The sequence below is a fragment of the Pseudomonas sp. S2_H01 genome, assembly GCF_054668305.1.
On sequence record NZ_CP162756.1, the window covers coordinates 1,373,763 to 1,391,837 of the forward strand.

Consider the following 18,075-nt stretch of genomic DNA (forward strand, 5'->3'; position numbering starts at 1 on the left):
TACATCTTCATCGCCTGTACCGCCGTCTCGCGAATGAATTCGCTCCCACAGGTTTATTGGTTTGCAGTTCTACAGCGCTGAATCAGTGATATCCCCATCCACCAACCGGCGGATCTTCAGCGGGTTGGCGTTCTGCAAGGCTTCGGGCAACAGCGCATCGGGGTAATTCTGGAAGCACACCGGGCGCAGGAAACGATCGATCGCCAATGTGCCGACTGACGTACCACGCGAATCGGACGTGGCGGGATACGGCCCGCCGTGAACCATCGCATCGCACACTTCGACGCCCGTTGGGTAGCCATTGAGCAGCACGCGCCCGACCTTCTCCTGCAACGCCTCCATTAACCACGCGTAACTCACGAGTTCGGCGGGCTCACCGATCACGGTCGCGGTCAGTTGTCCGCGAAGGCCGGTCAACGCCGACTTCAACGTGGCCTCGTCCTCGACTTCAATGATGATCGTGGTCGGCCCGAACACCTCTTCTTGCAGCAACTCATCGCCGTTCAGCAACAGACTGACGTCCGCCTTGAACAGCTGCGGCTGGGCCTGTTCGCCCTGCTGCGGATGCCCGGCCAGATGCGTCACACCGGCATGACCGTGAAGATGCTCGAGACCTTTGCTGTAGCTGACCAGGCCACCCGCGTTGAGCATCGTGTGTGGCGCCTGGTCATTCATGTTGGCGCTCAGGCGCTCGACGAACTGGCTGAACGCAGGGGAACGCAAACCCATCACCAGGCCCGGGTTGGTGCAGAACTGCCCGCCCCCCAAGGTCACCGAAGCGGCCAGTTCCGACGCAATCTTCTCGCCACGAGCCGTCAGCGCGTTAGGCAAGATGAACACCGGGTTGATGCTCGACATCTCGGCGAACACCGGAATCGGTTGAGGACGTTCGGACGCCATTTTGACCAACGCGTTGCCGCCACGCAGCGAGCCGGTAAACCCTACCGCCTGAACCAGCGGATGCCTGACCAGCCATTCGCCCACGCCGTTGCCAAAAATCATGCTGAACACGCCCTTCGGCATGTCGGTACGCTCAGCGGCACGGATCACGGCCTCGGCAACACGCTCGGCAGTGACCATGTGACCGCTGTGTGCTTTGACGATCACCGGGCAACCGGCTGCCAGCGCTGAGGCGGTATCACCGCCGGCCGTAGAGAACGCCAACGGGAAGTTGCTCGCGCCGAACACCGCAACCGGGCCCACACCCATGCGCACCTGACGCAGGTCGGGGCGCGGCAACGGTTGACGATCAGGCAAGGCCCGGTCGATGCGTGCGCCGTAAAAGTCGCCACGGCGCAACACTTTGGCAAACAAGCGCATTTGCCCGCTGGTCCGGCCGCGCTCGCCTTGAATGCGTCCGGCCGGCAGCGCCGTCTCGCGGCACACGGTGGCGACGAAATCATCGCCCAGTGCGTCCAGTTCATCGGCAATCGCGTCGAGGAATTGCGCGCGCTTTTCAGCCGGCAGGTTGCGAAACGCCGGGAAGGCAGCTGCGGCGGCGTGCGCGGCAGCGTCGACCTCCGCTTCGGTCGCCTGCACGAACGCATGCGGCAGCGCCTCGCCGGTGGTCGCGTCGAGGCTGTTCAGTTGCACCGAACCCTGTGCGCTGCGCTGGCCGCCAATGAAGTTGTGTCCAAGCGTGGAAGACATCAGAAACTCCTCTAATCCGTTAACCCTAAAGCGCCTTAATCTGACCGATCGCCACGGGACGTGGCCCTTCGCCGATGCCGTTTTCCAGCGGTGCGCCGAAGGCATCGAGGCTGATCTGGAAGCGGTCGCCCGGCTGGGTTTTCACGCCATCGGCGAACGACAGCGTCGCGGTGCCGAAGTAGTGAATGTGCACATCGCCAGGGCGCAGGAACTGGGCGTACTTGAAGTGGTGATATTCGAGGTTGGCCAGGCTGTGGCACATGTTGTCTTCGCCGCTGAGGAATTCCTTCTCCCAGATCACGTCGCCGTTACGCTTGATGCGGCTCATGCCAGCCAGGTGACGCGGCAATTCGCCGACCCGCAACTCCGGGCCGTAGGCGCAATAACGCAGCTTGGAGTGCGCCAGGTACAGGTAGTTGCGACGCTCCATGACGTGGTCGGAGAACTCATTGCCCAGCGCGTAACCCAGCCGGTACGGCTGACCGTCATCGCCAACGACGTAGAGGCCTGTCAGTTCGGGCTCTTCACCCGCGTCCTCGGCAAACGCCGGAACCGGGAAGTCTGCACCCGGCCGCACCACGATGCTGCCATCGCCTTTGTAGAACCACTCCGGCTGCGCACCGACCTGGCCCTGCGCCGGTTTGCCGCCTTCGATGCCCCACTTGAAGATCTTCATGGTGTCGGTCATGCCCGCTTCAACCTGACCGTCGTGCTGGTGCATCTTGTCGCGCGCCGAGGCGCTGCCCAGGTGCGTGAGGCCCGTGCCGCTGATCAGGCAATGCGCCGGGTCTTCGTGGTCCAGCGGTGGGAGGATGTGACCGTTCTGCAAGAGGCCCGCGTAATCCGGGCCGGATTCGGTGCCACGGCTTTCGACTTCAGCCTGAAGGCTGTGCTGGCTGCGAATGGCGGCAAGGGCCAGTTCGCGGGTGCTGGTGGTGTTGCGCACGACGTTGACCTGCGAGCCCTCGACAACGCCGACCTGGCGCTGACCCTGGCTGTTTTCGAATTGAATAAGGCGCATAGGCTGAATCTCCCGAAAATGTGGAATGCGATCTCGCTTCTGCCCGGAGGGCGTAGGAGCAAGCTTGCTCGCGATCTGGCGCGAAGCGGCAGCAAAATCAGGCACATTGGCCGTGTCAGCTGCACCGTATTCGCAGGGTTTGCTGCCGGTGCCCGGCAGATCGCGAGCAAGCTTGCTCCTACGCCCTGCGGGCAGAATCAAAAGCAGATCGTGGGGCATCAGAACCGAATCAAAAGCAGCGCGCGCGGCATCAGGGACGTCGCGCGACCGCTTACAACATCACTCGATAATGTTGAACTCGCTCAGGTACTCGTCCGAGATTTCCAGGCCCAGACCCGGCTTGTTGTCGTCCAGCTGGATGTAGCCGTTGACCGGTGCTGGCTCGCCTTTGAAGACGTAGTAGAAGAGTTCGTTGCCGACCTCGACGTCGAACACCGGGAAGAACTCGGCCATCGGCGAGGCGGTGGTGGACATGGTCAGGTGGTAGTTGTGCATCTGACCGGCGTGCGGAATGACCGGCACCGACCAGGCTTCGGCCATGGCGTTGATCTTGCGCGCGGCCGTGATGCCACCGACGCGGTTGGTGTCGTACTGAATCACGTCGACCGCGCGGCGTTCGAGCATGTCTTTGAAGCCGTAAGAGGTGAATTCATGCTCGCCGCCGGAGATCGGCATGATGCCCATCTTCTTCAGCTCGATGTAGCCTTCCAGGTCGTCGGCGATCACGGGTTCTTCGAGCCAGCGCGGCTCGAACTCAGCCAGTTTCGGCAACATGCGACGGGCGTATTCCAGGGTCCAGCCCATGTAGCACTCGAGCATGATGTCGACGTCAGGACCCGCCAGTTCACGCAGCGCACGCACCTGCTCGATGTTGCGGCGCATGCCCGCCGGGCCGTCTTTCGGACCGTAGCCAAAGCGCATTTTCATGGCAGTGAAGCCCTGGCTCAGGTAGCCCTGCGCTTCTTCGAGGAACAGGTCCAGGTTGTCATTGGCGTAGAGCTTGGAGGCGTAGGTCCAGATCTTCTCTTTGGTGCGGCCGCCGAGCAGTTTGAACACCGGCTTGTTCACCGCTTTGCCCATGATGTCCCAGATCGCGATGTCGATCGCCGAAATGGCCGCCATGCCGATGCCTTTACGGCCCCAAGCGTGGCTCTGGCGGTACATTTTCTGCCAGATGTACTCGTTGTCGAACGGGTCTTCGCCGATCGCGATCGGGGCCAGATAGGTGTCGATGATTTCCTTGGCCACACGAGGCGCGAGCGCGCAGTTACCGATGCCGACGATGCCGTTGTCGGTCTCGACTTCCACCACCAGCCAACCGTGAAAGCGGAAAGAGCCCATGGCATCGCCACGTTCAAAAAGGATGTCGCTGGCGTTGGTGCAGAAGTGCGCCTGAGGTGGAACGACTTTGCCTTTCCATTCGAAGACACGGGTACGGATTGCTTTGATTTTCATGAGAAGAGTCCTTGCCACTGCTGGTTGCGCCCAATCGTTCCACGGGGTTCGGAACAGGGCTTCTTGTAATTGTTCTTCGATTCGCAGGCTTTGCATCGCGGCTCGATGGAAGGAATTTAGCCAGTCGCGAAGGGGGCCGGCTAATCACTTATGCGTATCCAGTGATAGCCGGTGGTGATCGGTGGCAAGACATAACCGGTTTGGGAGTTATAGGAGGGACAAAGGTTGTTTGATCGTTCCCGCGCTCCGCGTGGTAACCCGGCGACGGACGCTCGGCGTCACAGGCAACCTCGGACGTAGAACGTGCAGAGCGTGGGAACAGTCAAAGACGACCGTCACCTGTAGGAGCGCGCTTGCCCGCGATGGCGTCAGCTCAGACAACCCGAAATCCAGACAAAAAAAACCGCAGGACGCTCATCTAACGTCCTGCGGCAAAAACGTGGTCTTTTTTCACTCAGCCCGAAGGCCCGAACCGTTAAACGTTGCTCTGCCCCATCCGACAGGCGATTTCGAAAGCCTGGCGGATGGCACCGACGTTCGCCTTGCCCTGGCCCGCAATATCAAACGCCGTGCCGTGCGCTGGCGTGGTGATCGGAATCGGCAACCCGCCCTGCACCGTTACCCCGCGAGAAAAGCCCATCAGCTTGATCGCGATCTGCCCCTGGTCGTGGTACATCGTCACCACCGCATCGAACGCGTTGGCGTCGCCCTGCACTTTCAAGAAAATCGTATCGCCCGGATACGGTCCGTCCGCATTCATGCCCTGCGCCTGGGCGGTTTTGACTGCCGGACCGATGATGTCGATTTCCTCGCGTCCGAACGAACCGTTGTCGCCGTTGTGCGGGTTCAGTCCGCAGACACCGATGCGCGGTGCTTTCAGACCGTTGCGTTTGAGCGCGGTATCGATCAGCCGAATCGCCTCGACCACCCGCTCCTGACTCAACATGCCCGGCACCGCTGACAGCGCCACGTGGGAGGTCACGCGAGAGGTCCACAGGTTATCCATCACGTTGAATTCGCAGAACGGCCCGGTGAAGCCCAACAGCTCGGCAAACCAGTGCAACTCGTCGTTGTGATCCATGCCCGCCATGTGCAGCGAGGTTTTATTCAACGGTCCGAACAACACCGCATTGGTGACTTTTGCGGCCGTCAGCTCAACCGCGATCTTCAGGGTGTCCAGGCAGTAACGGCCGCCAATGGCGCTGGCTTCGCTGCGCGGGAACTCGCCCACCGCGTCCCCACGGAAGTTGTAAAACAACGGCGTGTCGTCAGTGAAATCCAGCGTGTCCAGTGAATCGATCTGCCGATAAGGGAACGAAAGACCGGCAAGGTCCATGCCCCGACGCATTTCGGCTTCATCGGCGATCAGGACCACCTGCGCCTGACTGCGGACCTTTTCATCGCTGAGCAGACGCGCGATCAATTCCGGGCCGATGCCTGCCGGGTCACCGAGCACCATCGCAATTCGGGTTTTATTCATGCCTGACTCCTCATGTGTTCTTGCCGCGGACGGTCCACGGCGCACGGCTCGCAACGGTAAATACGCTGCGCGTTACTGTAGAAAAGACGCTCCTGATCGGCGCGCGGCAGATCACGAACGATGTGTTTGAAACCGCTGTAGATGTCGTCGAACGAGCCGCACAGGCTGTCGACCGGGAAGTTGCTGGCGAACATCGCCCGGTCAGTGCCGAACATCGCGATGATCTCGCGCACGATCCAGCCATTGTCCTGAACGCTCCAGCATTTGCCGGGCAAACCGAGGCCGGAGATTTTCACCATCACGTTGGGTTGCTCGGCCAGTTTCGCCATCGCCCCATGCCACCCTGCCAGGCCTTCGGTGCTGCGATCCGACGGCAGCCCGGCGTGGTTGAGAATCAGCGTCGTGTCCGGAAAGTCCCGCGCCAGCAACCCGGCTTCCGGCAGGTTCCACCACGGCGTCTGCAGGTCGAAACGCAAGCCCAGATCGTGCAAGGTCGCGTAACTGCGGCGCCAGTGTTCATTGCTCATCAATGTGTGTTGCGAGCCCACCTCGTTTGGCGACGCAGGGCCACCAGGTTTGTGCCGCACGCTGCGGACGCTGGCGAACAACGCCTGCTCGGCGAGCACGGCAATCGCATCCGGATGATCGAGCCAGGCCTGCGCGACGACCGCATTGGGGACGCCGTACCGCGCGGCGATCTGCTCGATGAAACGGGTTTCACCGATCGGGTCGCTCGGGTCCCACTCGGTCTCGACGTAGACCGTCTGCACCACGTTGTGCTCGCCCACATCGGCGAAGTACTCGGGTGGCAGGTAACGCCGCTTGATCGCCGAATAATCACCGTAGCGGAACGGGATGTTTGCCCCCTCTGCAAGCCACGGATGGTGGTTGGTCTGCGGGTCCCAGAAATGATGATGGGCATCGACAATCGGGCCGTTATAGACCTCCTCAGCCATTGCTCACCTCACGCTCGCCGTCGAGGCCGATCAGCAGGGTGGCAAGGACGAACAGCGCAGCGCAGACCGCGAAGAACCCGAGCACCGCACCGAAACCGCCGAAGTATTGCAGGATCAGGCCCACCAAAATGGGTACGAAGATGCCGCCAATGCTGCCCGCCAGGTTCATCACGCCGCCGATCAGGCCGACCCGGGCAGGTGCCGCGAGCAATGCCGGGAAGCTCCAGTAGAGGCTGCCCCACATCAGGAAGAACGCCGTCATTGCCAGCAATGCCACTGCGCCAATCGGATCGCTCAGTTGCGGCAACAACAGCAAGGCACCCAGGGCAATCACACCCGAGAAAGTCAGCAAGCCTTTGACCGCCACACCCCGGCGCACGCCCTTGCGAATCAGGCCGTCGCAAAGAAAACCGCCGGTCAGCGAGCCCAGAGAACCGCAGATGAAAATCACGAACGTCGCGAAACCGATGCCCTTGATGTCGAAGCCTCGTGCTTGAGCCAGGTAGCTCGGCCCCCAGGTCAGCAAACCGAAATACACCATCGCCCAGGTCGAGCGGCCGATGAGCAGGCCCGTCAGCGAGCGAGCGGCGATGCCCAGACCTTTGACCTTGGCCCGCGCCGCTTCAGCCGCCGGGGTTTCACGGCCTTCATTGATTTTCGCCAGCTCCGCTTCGTTGACCTGCGGGTGAACCGAGGGGTCGTCACGCAGATACCGCCACGACACCCAGCCCAACAACAGCGTCGCGACCCCGGCAATCACAAAGGCCGAGCGCCAGGAGTCCAGCGACACGATCAGGAAAGCGATGATCAACCCACCCAGCGCTACGCCCAGCGGACTGCCACTGTCCATCATCACCGCACCACGGCTGCGCTCGCTTGGCGCCAGCCACAGCGAAATCAGCTTGCCGCCCGACGGAAACAGAGGCGCTTCCGCAGCCCCCAGAAACATCCGGGCGAACAACAACGACGCGCCGCCCGTGGCAAAACCGGCCAACACCTGGAACGTGCCCCACAATCCGGTCGACCACGTGATCACACGGCGCGGCCCAAAGCGGTCGATCATCCAGCCCCCGGGGATCTGCAACAGCGCGTAGGCCCAGAAGAAACTGCTGAGGATCAAACCCTGCATCGCAGGTGAGAGGGTGAATTCCTTGGCGATGGTCGGCATCGCGATGGACAGCGAAACCCGGTCGATCAGGTTGACCATGGTCAGCACGAAGATGATTGCGAAGATCCGCCACCGCACCGTACTGGCTTTGGCCCCGGAGGCAACGCTGGAAACGGGAGGGGCATACGGTTCACCTGTCGCGGACAGGTTCACGTCGGCGCTGCTGCGAGCCATGGGTGCGTACCTCAATGTTGTTGTTTTTATTGTTGGCGATCTTCTGTGAGATCACCCGTCGTGGCCATCACTATCGAAGGCTCAGCGATAACCGTCTAATCAAAAGTGGAGATAGGGTGATAGCTGGAGGGTATAGCGGCGGGTCCGGGATATTCGCTGTTCACTCATCAGGAACTCGCACATCAATCCCTGAATCCACTCGCAGGCCTGACGCCGCGCATCCCTGACTATCGCAACCGGATGAACAGTGACTCGGTGTGGCGGGGAAGAAGTGATCCATTCTGAAATCGGCGACCGCTCCCCTTAATCATCCAGAAAGAACGGAAGCCAGGCCCTCCTCGATGAGGGCCTGGCGTTTATTTTTTTCAGCGCCTCAAGCCCCGTTAACCACTCTGCGGAGAGCAAAACCGCCAAATCAGATGGCAATCTGCCCTAAAGCTGAAACGTTTCAGGTCGATAGGGCAATACATGTATATGAATAGGCTCTTCACAATGAATCTGCGCAGTCTGAATATCGCACCCCGATCATTGATCTGTTTTGGCTTCTTCGCCCTGTTGATTACAGTCGTTGGGCTGTTTTCCCTGCAGCAGGCCTCGCGGCTGAAGGATGCCAGAGAACTGCTGCAGGACAACGTGCTGCCCACGCTGCTCACGATCGATCAGATCAGAAGCGATCTGCTGAGCATTCGCTTGGGCAATACCGGCCTGCGAGCCGCGCAGACTGAAGACGCGAGAACAGATGCACGAAAACGCGTCGATCAGGGTCGTCAGGATCTGGAAAAAGACGTCCTTGAGCTTAAGCCACTGCTCCTCACCGCTCAGGGTCTGAAGGCTTACGAGGAGATGACGCGCAGCATGTCAGCCTATCTTGAGGTTCATGCCCGTTATCTGCAGGCCGTCGCACAGAAGCGTGAGGAGATCATTACCGCGATGACCCGACCGGACGGAGAGCAGACGCGGGCAGCGGAGATCCTGGCCAAAAACATTGCAACCGTCTCGCAGTTGGCTCGCGAGAAGATGGATGCCTCTGATGCTGCTGCTGACGACACCTACGCACAGGCGAGCCAAGTGGTCATCGCAGCGATCCTGATCGCACTGGTTGCAACGCTGTCATTGGCCACCCTTTTCACCCGCAGCCTGACAACGCCGATCCAGAAGGCACTGGCCGTGGCTCAGCAGATTGCCGACAACGATCTGGGCAAACCGATCGTCGTTGACGGTAAAGACGAACCCGGCCGCCTGCTGGCGGCACTGGCGGTGATGCAACAGAACCTGCGCACCACCTTGTCCGAGCTGTCTCATTCGTCGAACCAGTTGGCTTCGACCTCCGAAGAAATGAACGCGGTCACCGAAGACGCCTTGCGCGGTATCCAGCGTCAGGACGACGAAATCAATCAGGCGGCCACCGCGATCAATCAGATGAGCACGGCCGTGGAAGAGGTCGCACGCAATGCCGCGCACGCTAGCGAGGCGGCGCGCCACTCCACCCAGTCTGCCGAGAACGGGACACGTCGGGTGGATGAGACCCTGCAGGTAATTCACGAGCTGCACAGCACGGTCGGCGCCACGGCGGTCGAGATCGACGGTCTGGCGGGTGAAGTACAGAACATCAGCGCCGTGCTGGATGTGATTCGCGGCATCGCCGACCAGACCAACCTGCTGGCGCTCAACGCTGCCATCGAGGCCGCCCGCGCGGGCGAAGCCGGACGCGGTTTTGCGGTGGTGGCCGACGAAGTGCGCGCCCTGGCCCACCGCACCCAGCAATCGACCGCGGAAATCGAGAAGATGATCGGCTCCATTCAGGCCGGTGCCAGCAAGGCCGTCAACGCTATGGGCCAAAGCAGCGAGAAGGCCCGAGCGAGCCTCGAAGTCGCCGAAGCCGCCGGCCGTGCGCTGGCGGACATCTCAGCGGCCATCGTGCAAATCAACGAACGCAACACCAGCATTGCCACGGCGACCGAAGAGCAGGCACACGTCGCGCGCGAAGTGGACCGCAACCTGACCAGCATTCGCGACCTGTCGCTGCAGACCTCGGCGGGTGCCAACCAGACGTCCGCGGCCAGCTCGGAACTGTCGCAACTGGCAGTCGGGCTCAATCAACTGGTCCTTAATTTCAAGATGTAACGAGCACAGCGAGCCGCCCATCCTGTTCTGCATCTTGCAGCCGCTCAGCAAGTGGGCGGCCGCCTCTGGAGAATCGCTGCCGCCCATGCCCCGGACCGCCAACGTACTGACCTTGGGTGTGGGCTCATCCACCCTCACCCCTGCGCCGCTATAACCTCAGGCTATCGGTGTATGTGATGTTTTGAGTAGACGCGACATAGCAACTTTCACACACTCGGCGCATGGCTGATCGACACGACAGCCACTCATAACAACTACAAAAAAGAGGATCACCATGCGAACCGCATCTTTTCGACGCGCGTCCCGTCTGCTGCTCGGTTGCACGCTGATGTGCGCCACAGCACTTCCCACCCTCGCCCTCGCCGCATGGCAACCTGACAAGAACGTCGAGATCGTCGTGGCCGGTGGTCCTGGCGGCGGCACCGATCAACTGGGCCGACTCATTCAGTCGATCATCAGCACCCACAAGTTTCTGGATGTGAACACCATCGTCCTGAACAAGGGCGGCGGCAATGGCGCCGAAGCCTTCCTCGACATGAAAGTCTCCAAGGGCGACGCCGATAAACTGGTCATCGCCACCAACAATATTTACCTGCTGCCTTTGGTCTCCAAGCTCGGCTACGAATGGCAGGAGCTGACCCCCGTTGCTGCCGTCGCCGAAGATGACTTCATTCTCTGGACCTACAAAGACGCGCCGTGGAAAGACGCCAAAGGCTTCTACGAAGCGGTCAAGACCGATCCGTCGAGCATGCGCATGGGCGGCAGTCAGTCCAAGGACGTCGACCAGACCCTGACCCTGCTGCTCAACCAGACCAACAACACCAAGCTGGTCTACATACCGTTCAAGAGCGGCAGCGAGGCCGCCACGCAACTGGCGGGCAAACACATCGCCGCCAACGTAAATAACCCCGCCGAGAGCATCAGCCAATGGCGCGGCGATCAGGTGCAACCGCTGTGCGTGTTCAGTAAGGACCGCATGGGCTACACCGAGAAAGTCGCAGGCGATAAATCCTGGGCTGACGTCCCCACCTGTCACGAAGCCGGACTGGGCATCGACCAGTACCGTTTTCCGCGCACGATCTTCATGCCGGGCAATGTGACGGCCGAACAGCGCACCTTTTACATCGACCTGATGCGCAAGGTGTCGCAGACACCTGAGTTCAAGGCCTACGTGACGCAGAACGCGTTGGTGCCGACCTTCCTGGAGGGCGATCAACTGACCGCCTACATCGAGAGGGACACTGCGCGCGTCACCCCGGTGTTCAAGGAAGCTGGCTGGCTGCGCAACTGATCCGCCCTGCTGCCGCGTGCCCGAAGATCAAGGTGCGCGGCAGTCACTCGCTGGAGGTGTTTCATGTCCCATTCTTCTCACTCGACCTCGCTGGTCGGCACCCGCTGGGTGGAGCTCGGCCTGGCCGCGTTCACCTTGTTGATCGGTGCGGTGGTGATGTTCGGCAGCATCGAGCAAGGCATCGGCTGGGGCGACGCCGGTCCCGAGCCAGGCTATTTCCCCTTTTACATTGGCCTGCTGCTGGCCACCGCCAGCGTGGCGAACGGCGTGTTGACGTTCATTCGCTGGAAACCGCTGAGCATCAGTTTCGTCAGCCGTGGCGAATTCCGTCAGGTGCTGTCGGTGTTCATCCCGATTGCCCTGTTCGTCTGCGCCATGCCCTTCACCGGCATCTACCTGGCCTCGGCCGTGTTCATCGCCTGGTTCATGTGGCGTGACAAAGTCCGCGCCAAGCCCTATGGCCTGATCATGATCGGCACCGTATCGATCGGCGCGGTGCTCGCCAGCTTTTTGATCTTCGACCTGTGGTTCAAGGTGCCGCTGGACGCAGGCCCTTTGGGCGACCTGATCGCCATGGCCGGGAGATCGCTGAAATGAGCGAATTCGATTCTTTGTTGCAAGGCATGAACCTGATCCTCACACCCGGTCATATCGGGCTGATGGTCATCGGTGTGCTGCTGGGCATCCTGGTCGGCGTGTTGCCGGGCCTGGGCGCACCCAACGGCGTGGCATTGCTGCTGCCGCTCACCTTCACCATGTCGCCGGTGTCGGCGATCATCCTGCTCTCGTGCATGTACTGGGGGGCGCTGTTCGGCGGATCGATCACCTCGATCCTGTTCAATATTCCCGGTGAGCCGTCATCGGTCGCGACGACCTTCGACGGCTACCCGATGGCCCGCGAAGGCCGCGCCGCTGAAGCGCTGACCGCTGCATTCAGTTCCGCGCTGATCGGTGCGCTGGCTGGCGTGCTGCTGCTGACCTTTCTGTCGACGCGCATCGCTGCGTTCGCCATGACTTTCAGTTCGCCGGAGTTCTTCGCGGTGTACCTGCTGGCGTTCTGCACCTTCATCGGCATGAGCAAGAACCCACCGCTGAAAACCGTGGTCGCGATGATGATCGGCTTTGCCATGGCGGCGGTCGGCATGGACACGGTCTCCGGCAACCTGCGCCTGACGTTCGATCAACCGGCGTTGATGACCGGCATCAGTTTCGAAGTGGCGGTCATCGGCCTGTTCGGGATTGGCGAGATCCTCTGCACTGTTGAGGAAGGGCTGGTTTTCCGGGGTGAACACGCACGCATCACGCCGATGGTGATCTTGCGCACCTGGGCGAAACTGCCGCGTTACTGGTTCACGATCCTGCGCAGCACCCTCGTCGGTTGCTGGATGGGCGTCACCCCCGGTGGCCCGACCGCTGCGTCGTTCATGAGCTACAGCATCGCCCGCCGTTTCTCGAAAAACCGCGACAACTTTGGCAAAGGCGAAATCGAGGGCGTCATCGCCCCGGAAACCGCCGACCATGCAGCCGGCACCAGTGCGCTGCTGCCGATGCTGACGCTGGGCATTCCGGGATCGGCCACCGCTGCGGTCATGTTGGGCGGCTTGATGATCTGGGGTCTGCACCCCGGCCCTACCCTGTTCGCCGAGCAGCATGATTTTGTCTGGGGGCTGATCGCCAGCATGTACCTGGGCAACGTGGTCAGTCTGCTGGTGGTGTTGGCGACGGTGCCGTTGTTTGCATCGATCCTGCGCATCCCGTTCTCGATCATTGCCCCGATCATCATCATGGTCTGTGCCATCGGTGCGTACTCGGTGCATAACTCGATGTTCGACGTGATGTTGATGCTGGGCTTCGGGGCGCTGGGGTATCTGTTCAAAAAGCTCGGCTATCCGATTGCACCGCTGGTGCTGGCCGCCGTGTTGGGCGACAAGGCTGAAGACGCGTTCCGTCAGTCGATGCTGTTCTCGGACGGGCAACTGGGCATCTTCTGGTCCAACCCGTTGGTCGGCAGCCTGACCACCGCCGCGCTGTTGATGCTGTTCTGGCCGTTGATCTCGGGTGGCATCAAAGCCGCCTTCGGTTGGCGTAATCGTCACGCAATCAAGCCGAAAACACTGTGATGACAAGCAATGCTGGAAATGCCCTGCAGTTCTTGTCAGGCTCGCCGCAGTCTTTCACGCGAGCCAATCCCATGACCAAGATTCCCGAGGCCAACGTTATCCACAGCCGCCTGCGCTTGCGCCAGTTGCGGCTGATGCTGGCCTTGCAGGAATTCGGCTCGCTGCGTCGCGCCGCCGACAACATCGGCATGACCCAGCCGGCAGCCACCAAGATGCTGCACGAAGCCGAGGATCTGCTCGGTGTCGAACTGTTCGAGCGTCTGCCACGCGGCATGCGCCCGACGCCCTTCGGCGAAACGGTTATCTACTACGCGCGCATGGTCTTCGCCGAGTTGAGCGGCATGCGCGAGGAGCTGGTGGCGCTGGAATCGGGCAACCTGGGCCGTGTGGCGGTCGGTGCGATTCCCGCACTGGCGTCGGGCCTGCTAACCCGCACCATCGCCAACCTCAAACAGAGCCATCCGCGCCTGTCGATGAGCATTCAGGTCGACACCAGTGACGTACTCGTCCAGGCCCTGCTGCAGGATCAGCTCGACGTGGTGTTGGGCCGGATTCCCGGCGGCGCACGCGCCGAAGAACTGCTGTTCGACAGCCTGGGCGAAGAAGAACTGTGTGTGATTGCCGGCGCGAAAAACCCGTTGGTGCAGGCCAAGGACCTGAGCTGGTCGGCGCTGCAAAACGAAACCTGGGTGCTGCAACAGCACCCAAGCCCGATGCGCGCGATCGTCAATCAGGTGTTCCACAACGCGCGGGTCGACATCCCCAACAGCATCGTCGAAACCACCTCGATCATGACCCTGCTCTCACTCGTGCAGCAGACCGACATGCTCGGCATCACCCCGGTGTCGGTGGTCGAAGACTACGCCGGTCGCGACCTGCTGGCAGTCCTGCCGATCAGCTTCGAGGCACGCCTGCCGCCGTATGGGTTGATCACGCGTCGTCATCGCATCCAGTCGTCGGCGATGCAGGCGTTCATCAGTTCGGTGAAGGCTGAGCAGGGTGATGCGTAGGAAGTCTCCTCTCACAAAAGTAGGGACGTTCTGAAATTTCTGAAAGCGCGTCCCAGCGCATCGTAAGTACCCTGGCCTTTTCCCTATCCTGCCCCGCTCGCATTCTTCAGGAACAGGAAAATGGCCGTCGGCAGCAAGCCTTATGTGTTCATCAACGATCAGTTTCAGCACTACCCCACTATCAAATCGAACGTGAGTGGCGGCGCAAAATTCGACGCACTCAATGCTTACATCCGCAACACCATGGTCATGCCCGGTCAGCTCATCGTGGTGGGCGACGAATCAACCCCGAAGATCTCGGCCGAAGAAGCCGAAATGGTGCGCCTGGCCTACGGCACTCATCATTCCCTGTTCGGGAACCAGGCCAGGGCCGATGGTGACATCATCAAGAACTACGACCTGCTGCAGCAGATGCTCGGTTACGGATCGCTGGGCCTGGGCTCAACCTCCGGAAGCTGGAATACGCACCTCAAGGGTGTTGAACAAACGCTGCAGGATATCGAACGGCTTTATCGACTGTCCCTCAAACGCGGCACCCCGATTGCCCGCCAGGAATTCATCAACCAGCGCAAAGTGCTCTTCACCAAACTCGACACCCAGCTCGAGGGCATTGCCCGCTGGGGCACGGGAATGCACAACAAGGGCTCGATCAAAAAGATGCTCGGCATATCGACGAAAAGTTACCTGCACACACAGGAGCTTCGCGGTTACTCGCAGCGGCTTGGTCACATCGCCAAGGCTTCGAAATTGTTGCGAATGGGAACGCCGGTCGGGATTGGGTTGAATGCGTGGTCAACGCATCTGGAAATCAAAGAAGCGTGTTCGACCGGGAGGGAGGAGATGTGCCGCAAGGCGAAATATGTTGAGGGGTCGAAGCTGGTTATAGGTGTTGCAGGCGGGATGGGAGGAGGTTCGATTGGGGCCGCATTGCTATTGCCTCTCTGCCTGGTGATTTTTGGGGTTACGACCGCAGGTGTTGGCGCTATCGGATGCGGTATAGCCGCCGCTGCGACAGGTGGATATGCAGGTGGAGCAGCAGGTGAAGGGCTAGGAGAGTATGTCGGGGAACTGATATATGAGTGGAGGCCGTGATGCCAATTCTCGGTATTTTATGTTTGCTCTGGGCGATTTCAATGTGGGTAAACCTTATCGTGATGATGCGGTTCACCTACAAAAATATAGACGCTATCGAGTGGCATTTATCTGATTGCAAAGGAGTTGCCGCTACCAGAAATCTCTGGCAAGGGGGCGTCATTGGCAGACAGATGCGACTCAGCATCATCTTCGCAATTATGTACATGCCCGGAATAATGTATCGCCGAGGGGACATTACTGAAAATGCTCATTTGAACATTCCTCGTCATCTGAGGAAAAAGATTTGGGCAATTTATATTTGGCTTTTCATAAATGGCGGCTGTTTGGCTGCGCTGTACTACGCGGTCAGCTCTAGATAATCGATAGGTTCAAAGCATGCCCAATCTCGAGGAGCATGCTCTGAACCATTCCCCGCTCCGCCCCCTCTTAGTCCCAACAGTCAGACGCCGCACCTCCCCCGCCGTCTACACTTCCTACACGACAAAAAGAGGATTCCTCCATGCTCTGGAAAAAAGGACGTCGCAGTGACAACGTCGTCGACGCACGCGACGACACCGGTGGTGGCGGTGGTGGCGGTGGTGGCATGCGCATTGGGGGCAAGGGGCTGGGGATCGGCGGGATTGTGATCATCGTCGCCATCGGCCTGTTGACCGGGCAGGACCCGATGCAGATTCTCGGGCAGCTCACCGGTCAGGTGGGCACGCAGCAGACGTCAGCGGTTAATCCGCAAACGCGGCAGGCGCCGCCGGCCAATGACGAGCAGGCGGATTTCGTGCGGGCGATCCTCGGGGACACCGAGGACACCTGGGGGCAGATCTTTCAACAGGGCGGGCGACAGTACAAAAATCCGACCCTGATTCTCTTTCGTGGTCAGGTCCAGTCGGCCTGCGGCTATGCGACGTCAGCCAGCGGGCCGTTTTATTGCCCCGGCGATCAGCACGTGTACCTGGACATGGATTTCTTCCGGGAAATGACGCAAAGGTTCAAAGCAGCAGGGGATTTCGCTCAGGCTTACGTGATTGCACATGAAGTTGGCCATCATGTGCAGACCTTGCTAGGGGTTTCAGCTAAAGTTGACGCCGCCCGCCAGCGTGGCATGCGCATGGAGGGCGACAACGGTCTGTTGGTGCGTCAGGAGCTGCAAGCTGACTGCCTGGCCGGTGTTTGGGCCGCGAACGCACAAAAGCGTTTGAACTGGCTTGAGCCCGGTGATATTGAAGAGGCGCTGAACGCCGCCAACGCCATTGGCGATGACCGCTTGCAGCAACAGAGCCAAGGGCGTGTAGTACCGGACTCGTTCACCCACGGGACGTCTGCCCAGCGCGTGCGCTGGTTCAAGACAGGTTTTGCCCAAGGACAAATCAACCAATGCGATACATTCGCCGCCAAGAGCCTCTGATCACATGATGAAACCGCTTTCGATCCTGTTGTTGGGCACCCTGATGAGCGTGACGGCTCATGCTGCGGATCAGGCGGTCAAATCCATCAGCCCCGACCGGCTGCTGATCAATGGAACGTCCCAGGCCACGCTGGGGCTGAGTCAGAGCTGGGTGCGCCCCAGCCCTCAGATTCAGCGGGTGGTCATTGTGTTTCACGGGCGCCTGCGCAACGCACAGACCTATCTGCGCAGCGTCGAGCGCGCGGCGAACCAGTCCAAGCAGCGGTCCAAAACCCTGCTGATCGCGCCGCAGTTTCTCGATGAGAAAGACATCGCCGCGCACCATTTGCCGGAAACGATCCTGCGCTGGCATGGCAATGACTGGATGGCCGGTGATAAATCGCTCGGTTCCAAGTCAACCGGCGTCAAGCCGATCAGCTCGTTCGTGGTCATCGACCACATCCTCAAGCGTTTGAGCGACAGCAAACTGTTCCCGAACCTGAAAGAAATCGTGATTGCCGGGCATTCCGGGGGCGCTCAGGTGGTGCAGCGCTATGCGTTGATTGGCGGCAAGGAAGACGCGTTGCTGAAGAAGGAAGGCATCAAGCTGCGTTACGTAATCGCCAACCCGTCGTCGTACGCGTATTTCGACGCCACGCGACCCGTGCCGGTCGATGCGGCGACGTGTCCGACGTTCGACACCTGGAAATACGGCTTGAACAAACTGCCCGCCTACGCGGACAAGGAAACCGCCGCAGGGCTTGAAGCCGGCTATGTGAAGCGCGACGTCACGTATCTGTTGGGCGAACTGGACACCGACCCGAACCATCCTGCGCTGGACAAGGATTGCGGCGCAGAAGCACAAGGGCCTAACCGGCTGGTGCGGGGGCATAACTACTTCGATTACCTGACCAAGCGCCATCCCGAAGGCCTGAACCAGCGCCTGATCGAGGTGAAGGGCGTCGGCCATAACGGCGAAGGGATGTTCACGTCGCCTGAAGGCCAGGCGGCATTGTTCAAGGGGAATTAAGGACCGCGTCTGCGGGGGCGAGGAAACGGTCACTGGATGTCGGCTAAGTACCGGCCCTGTGGGAGGTTCTATGGTTCTCAGACCAGTGGTGTCAGTCCGTTTCTTGAGTGGCGAATGCCTGCC

15 protein-coding genes are annotated in these 18,075 nt (G+C 60.4%); 9 read left to right on the plus strand and 6 right to left on the minus strand.

What is annotated here, in order from left to right; all coding sequences use genetic code 11:
* Nucleotides 1–69 precede the first annotated feature (69 nt).
* From AB4N84_RS06070 to AB4N84_RS06095, 6 genes are all read right to left on the minus strand, one after another.
* On the minus strand, nt 70–1,650 hold the full coding sequence (locus tag AB4N84_RS06070) for an aldehyde dehydrogenase (NADP(+)) (protein ID WP_460045607.1): 1,581 nt from the start codon (nt 1,648–1,650) through the stop codon (nt 70–72).
* A gap of 25 nt (nt 1,651–1,675) precedes the next feature.
* The gene (gene araD1 / locus AB4N84_RS06075) at nt 1,676–2,671 is read right to left on the minus strand and encodes an AraD1 family protein (RefSeq protein ID WP_460045608.1); all 996 of its coding nucleotides are present in this window, start codon (nt 2,669–2,671) and stop codon (nt 1,676–1,678) included.
* Between the two features lie 279 nt (nt 2,672–2,950).
* Nucleotides 2,951–4,126, minus strand: coding sequence for an L-rhamnonate dehydratase (locus AB4N84_RS06080; protein ID WP_074756263.1), 1,176 nt, complete (start codon nt 4,124–4,126; stop codon nt 2,951–2,953).
* A gap of 475 nt (nt 4,127–4,601) precedes the next feature.
* Nucleotides 4,602–5,606: a 4-hydroxythreonine-4-phosphate dehydrogenase PdxA gene (locus AB4N84_RS06085; RefSeq protein ID WP_074756264.1), complete on the minus strand. Its 1,005-nt coding sequence runs from the start codon at nt 5,604–5,606 to the stop codon at nt 4,602–4,604.
* Nucleotides 5,603–6,562, minus strand: coding sequence for an amidohydrolase family protein (locus AB4N84_RS06090; RefSeq protein ID WP_460045609.1), 960 nt, complete (start codon nt 6,560–6,562; stop codon nt 5,603–5,605). The genes AB4N84_RS06085 and AB4N84_RS06090 overlap by 4 nt, the downstream gene beginning before the upstream one ends.
* A complete protein-coding gene (locus tag AB4N84_RS06095) occupies nt 6,555–7,904 on the minus strand; it encodes an MFS transporter (protein WP_074756268.1) in 1,350 nt (449 codons plus the stop codon). The genes AB4N84_RS06090 and AB4N84_RS06095 overlap by 8 nt, the downstream gene beginning before the upstream one ends.
* Before the next feature lie 492 nt (nt 7,905–8,396).
* On the opposite strand from AB4N84_RS06095, the gene AB4N84_RS06100 reads away from it, so the two are divergent.
* The 9 genes from AB4N84_RS06100 to AB4N84_RS06140 all read left to right on the plus strand — a co-directional run bounded on the left by AB4N84_RS06100 (nt 8,397) and on the right by AB4N84_RS06140 (nt 17,952).
* Nucleotides 8,397–10,028 carry a methyl-accepting chemotaxis protein gene (locus AB4N84_RS06100; protein ID WP_460045610.1) on the plus strand — a complete coding sequence of 544 codons (1,632 nt, stop codon included), beginning with the start codon at nt 8,397–8,399 and terminating at the stop codon, nt 10,026–10,028.
* A gap of 274 nt (nt 10,029–10,302) precedes the next feature.
* Complete coding sequence (locus AB4N84_RS06105) at nt 10,303–11,319, plus strand: Bug family tripartite tricarboxylate transporter substrate binding protein (RefSeq protein WP_460045611.1); 1,017 nt, start codon at nt 10,303–10,305, stop codon at nt 11,317–11,319.
* Between the two features lie 63 nt (nt 11,320–11,382).
* Nucleotides 11,383–11,916 (plus strand): tripartite tricarboxylate transporter TctB family protein, encoded by a 534-nt coding sequence (locus AB4N84_RS06110; RefSeq protein ID WP_074756274.1) that lies wholly within the window; start codon nt 11,383–11,385, stop codon nt 11,914–11,916.
* Nucleotides 11,913–13,439, plus strand: a complete 1,527-nt coding sequence (locus tag AB4N84_RS06115; protein ID WP_074756276.1) for a tripartite tricarboxylate transporter permease — start codon at nt 11,913–11,915, stop codon at nt 13,437–13,439. The genes AB4N84_RS06110 and AB4N84_RS06115 overlap by 4 nt, the downstream gene beginning before the upstream one ends.
* A gap of 71 nt (nt 13,440–13,510) precedes the next feature.
* Complete coding sequence (locus tag AB4N84_RS06120) at nt 13,511–14,449, plus strand: LysR family transcriptional regulator (RefSeq protein WP_074756527.1); 939 nt, start codon at nt 13,511–13,513, stop codon at nt 14,447–14,449.
* Between the two features lie 120 nt (nt 14,450–14,569).
* Nucleotides 14,570–15,541 carry a hypothetical protein gene (locus tag AB4N84_RS06125; RefSeq protein WP_460045612.1) on the plus strand — a complete coding sequence of 324 codons (972 nt, stop codon included), beginning with the start codon at nt 14,570–14,572 and terminating at the stop codon, nt 15,539–15,541.
* The gene (locus AB4N84_RS06130; RefSeq protein WP_460045614.1) at nt 15,541–15,903 is read left to right on the plus strand and encodes a hypothetical protein; all 363 of its coding nucleotides are present in this window, start codon (nt 15,541–15,543) and stop codon (nt 15,901–15,903) included. The genes AB4N84_RS06125 and AB4N84_RS06130 overlap by 1 nt, the downstream gene beginning before the upstream one ends.
* A gap of 140 nt (nt 15,904–16,043) precedes the next feature.
* Nucleotides 16,044–16,943 (plus strand): KPN_02809 family neutral zinc metallopeptidase, encoded by a 900-nt coding sequence (gene ypfJ, locus AB4N84_RS06135; protein WP_460045615.1) that lies wholly within the window; start codon nt 16,044–16,046, stop codon nt 16,941–16,943.
* Between the two features lie 4 nt (nt 16,944–16,947).
* Entirely contained in the window at nt 16,948–17,952 is a 1,005-nt protein-coding gene (locus AB4N84_RS06140) for a hypothetical protein (RefSeq protein ID WP_074756284.1), read from the plus strand.
* Nucleotides 17,953–18,075 lie beyond the last annotated feature (123 nt).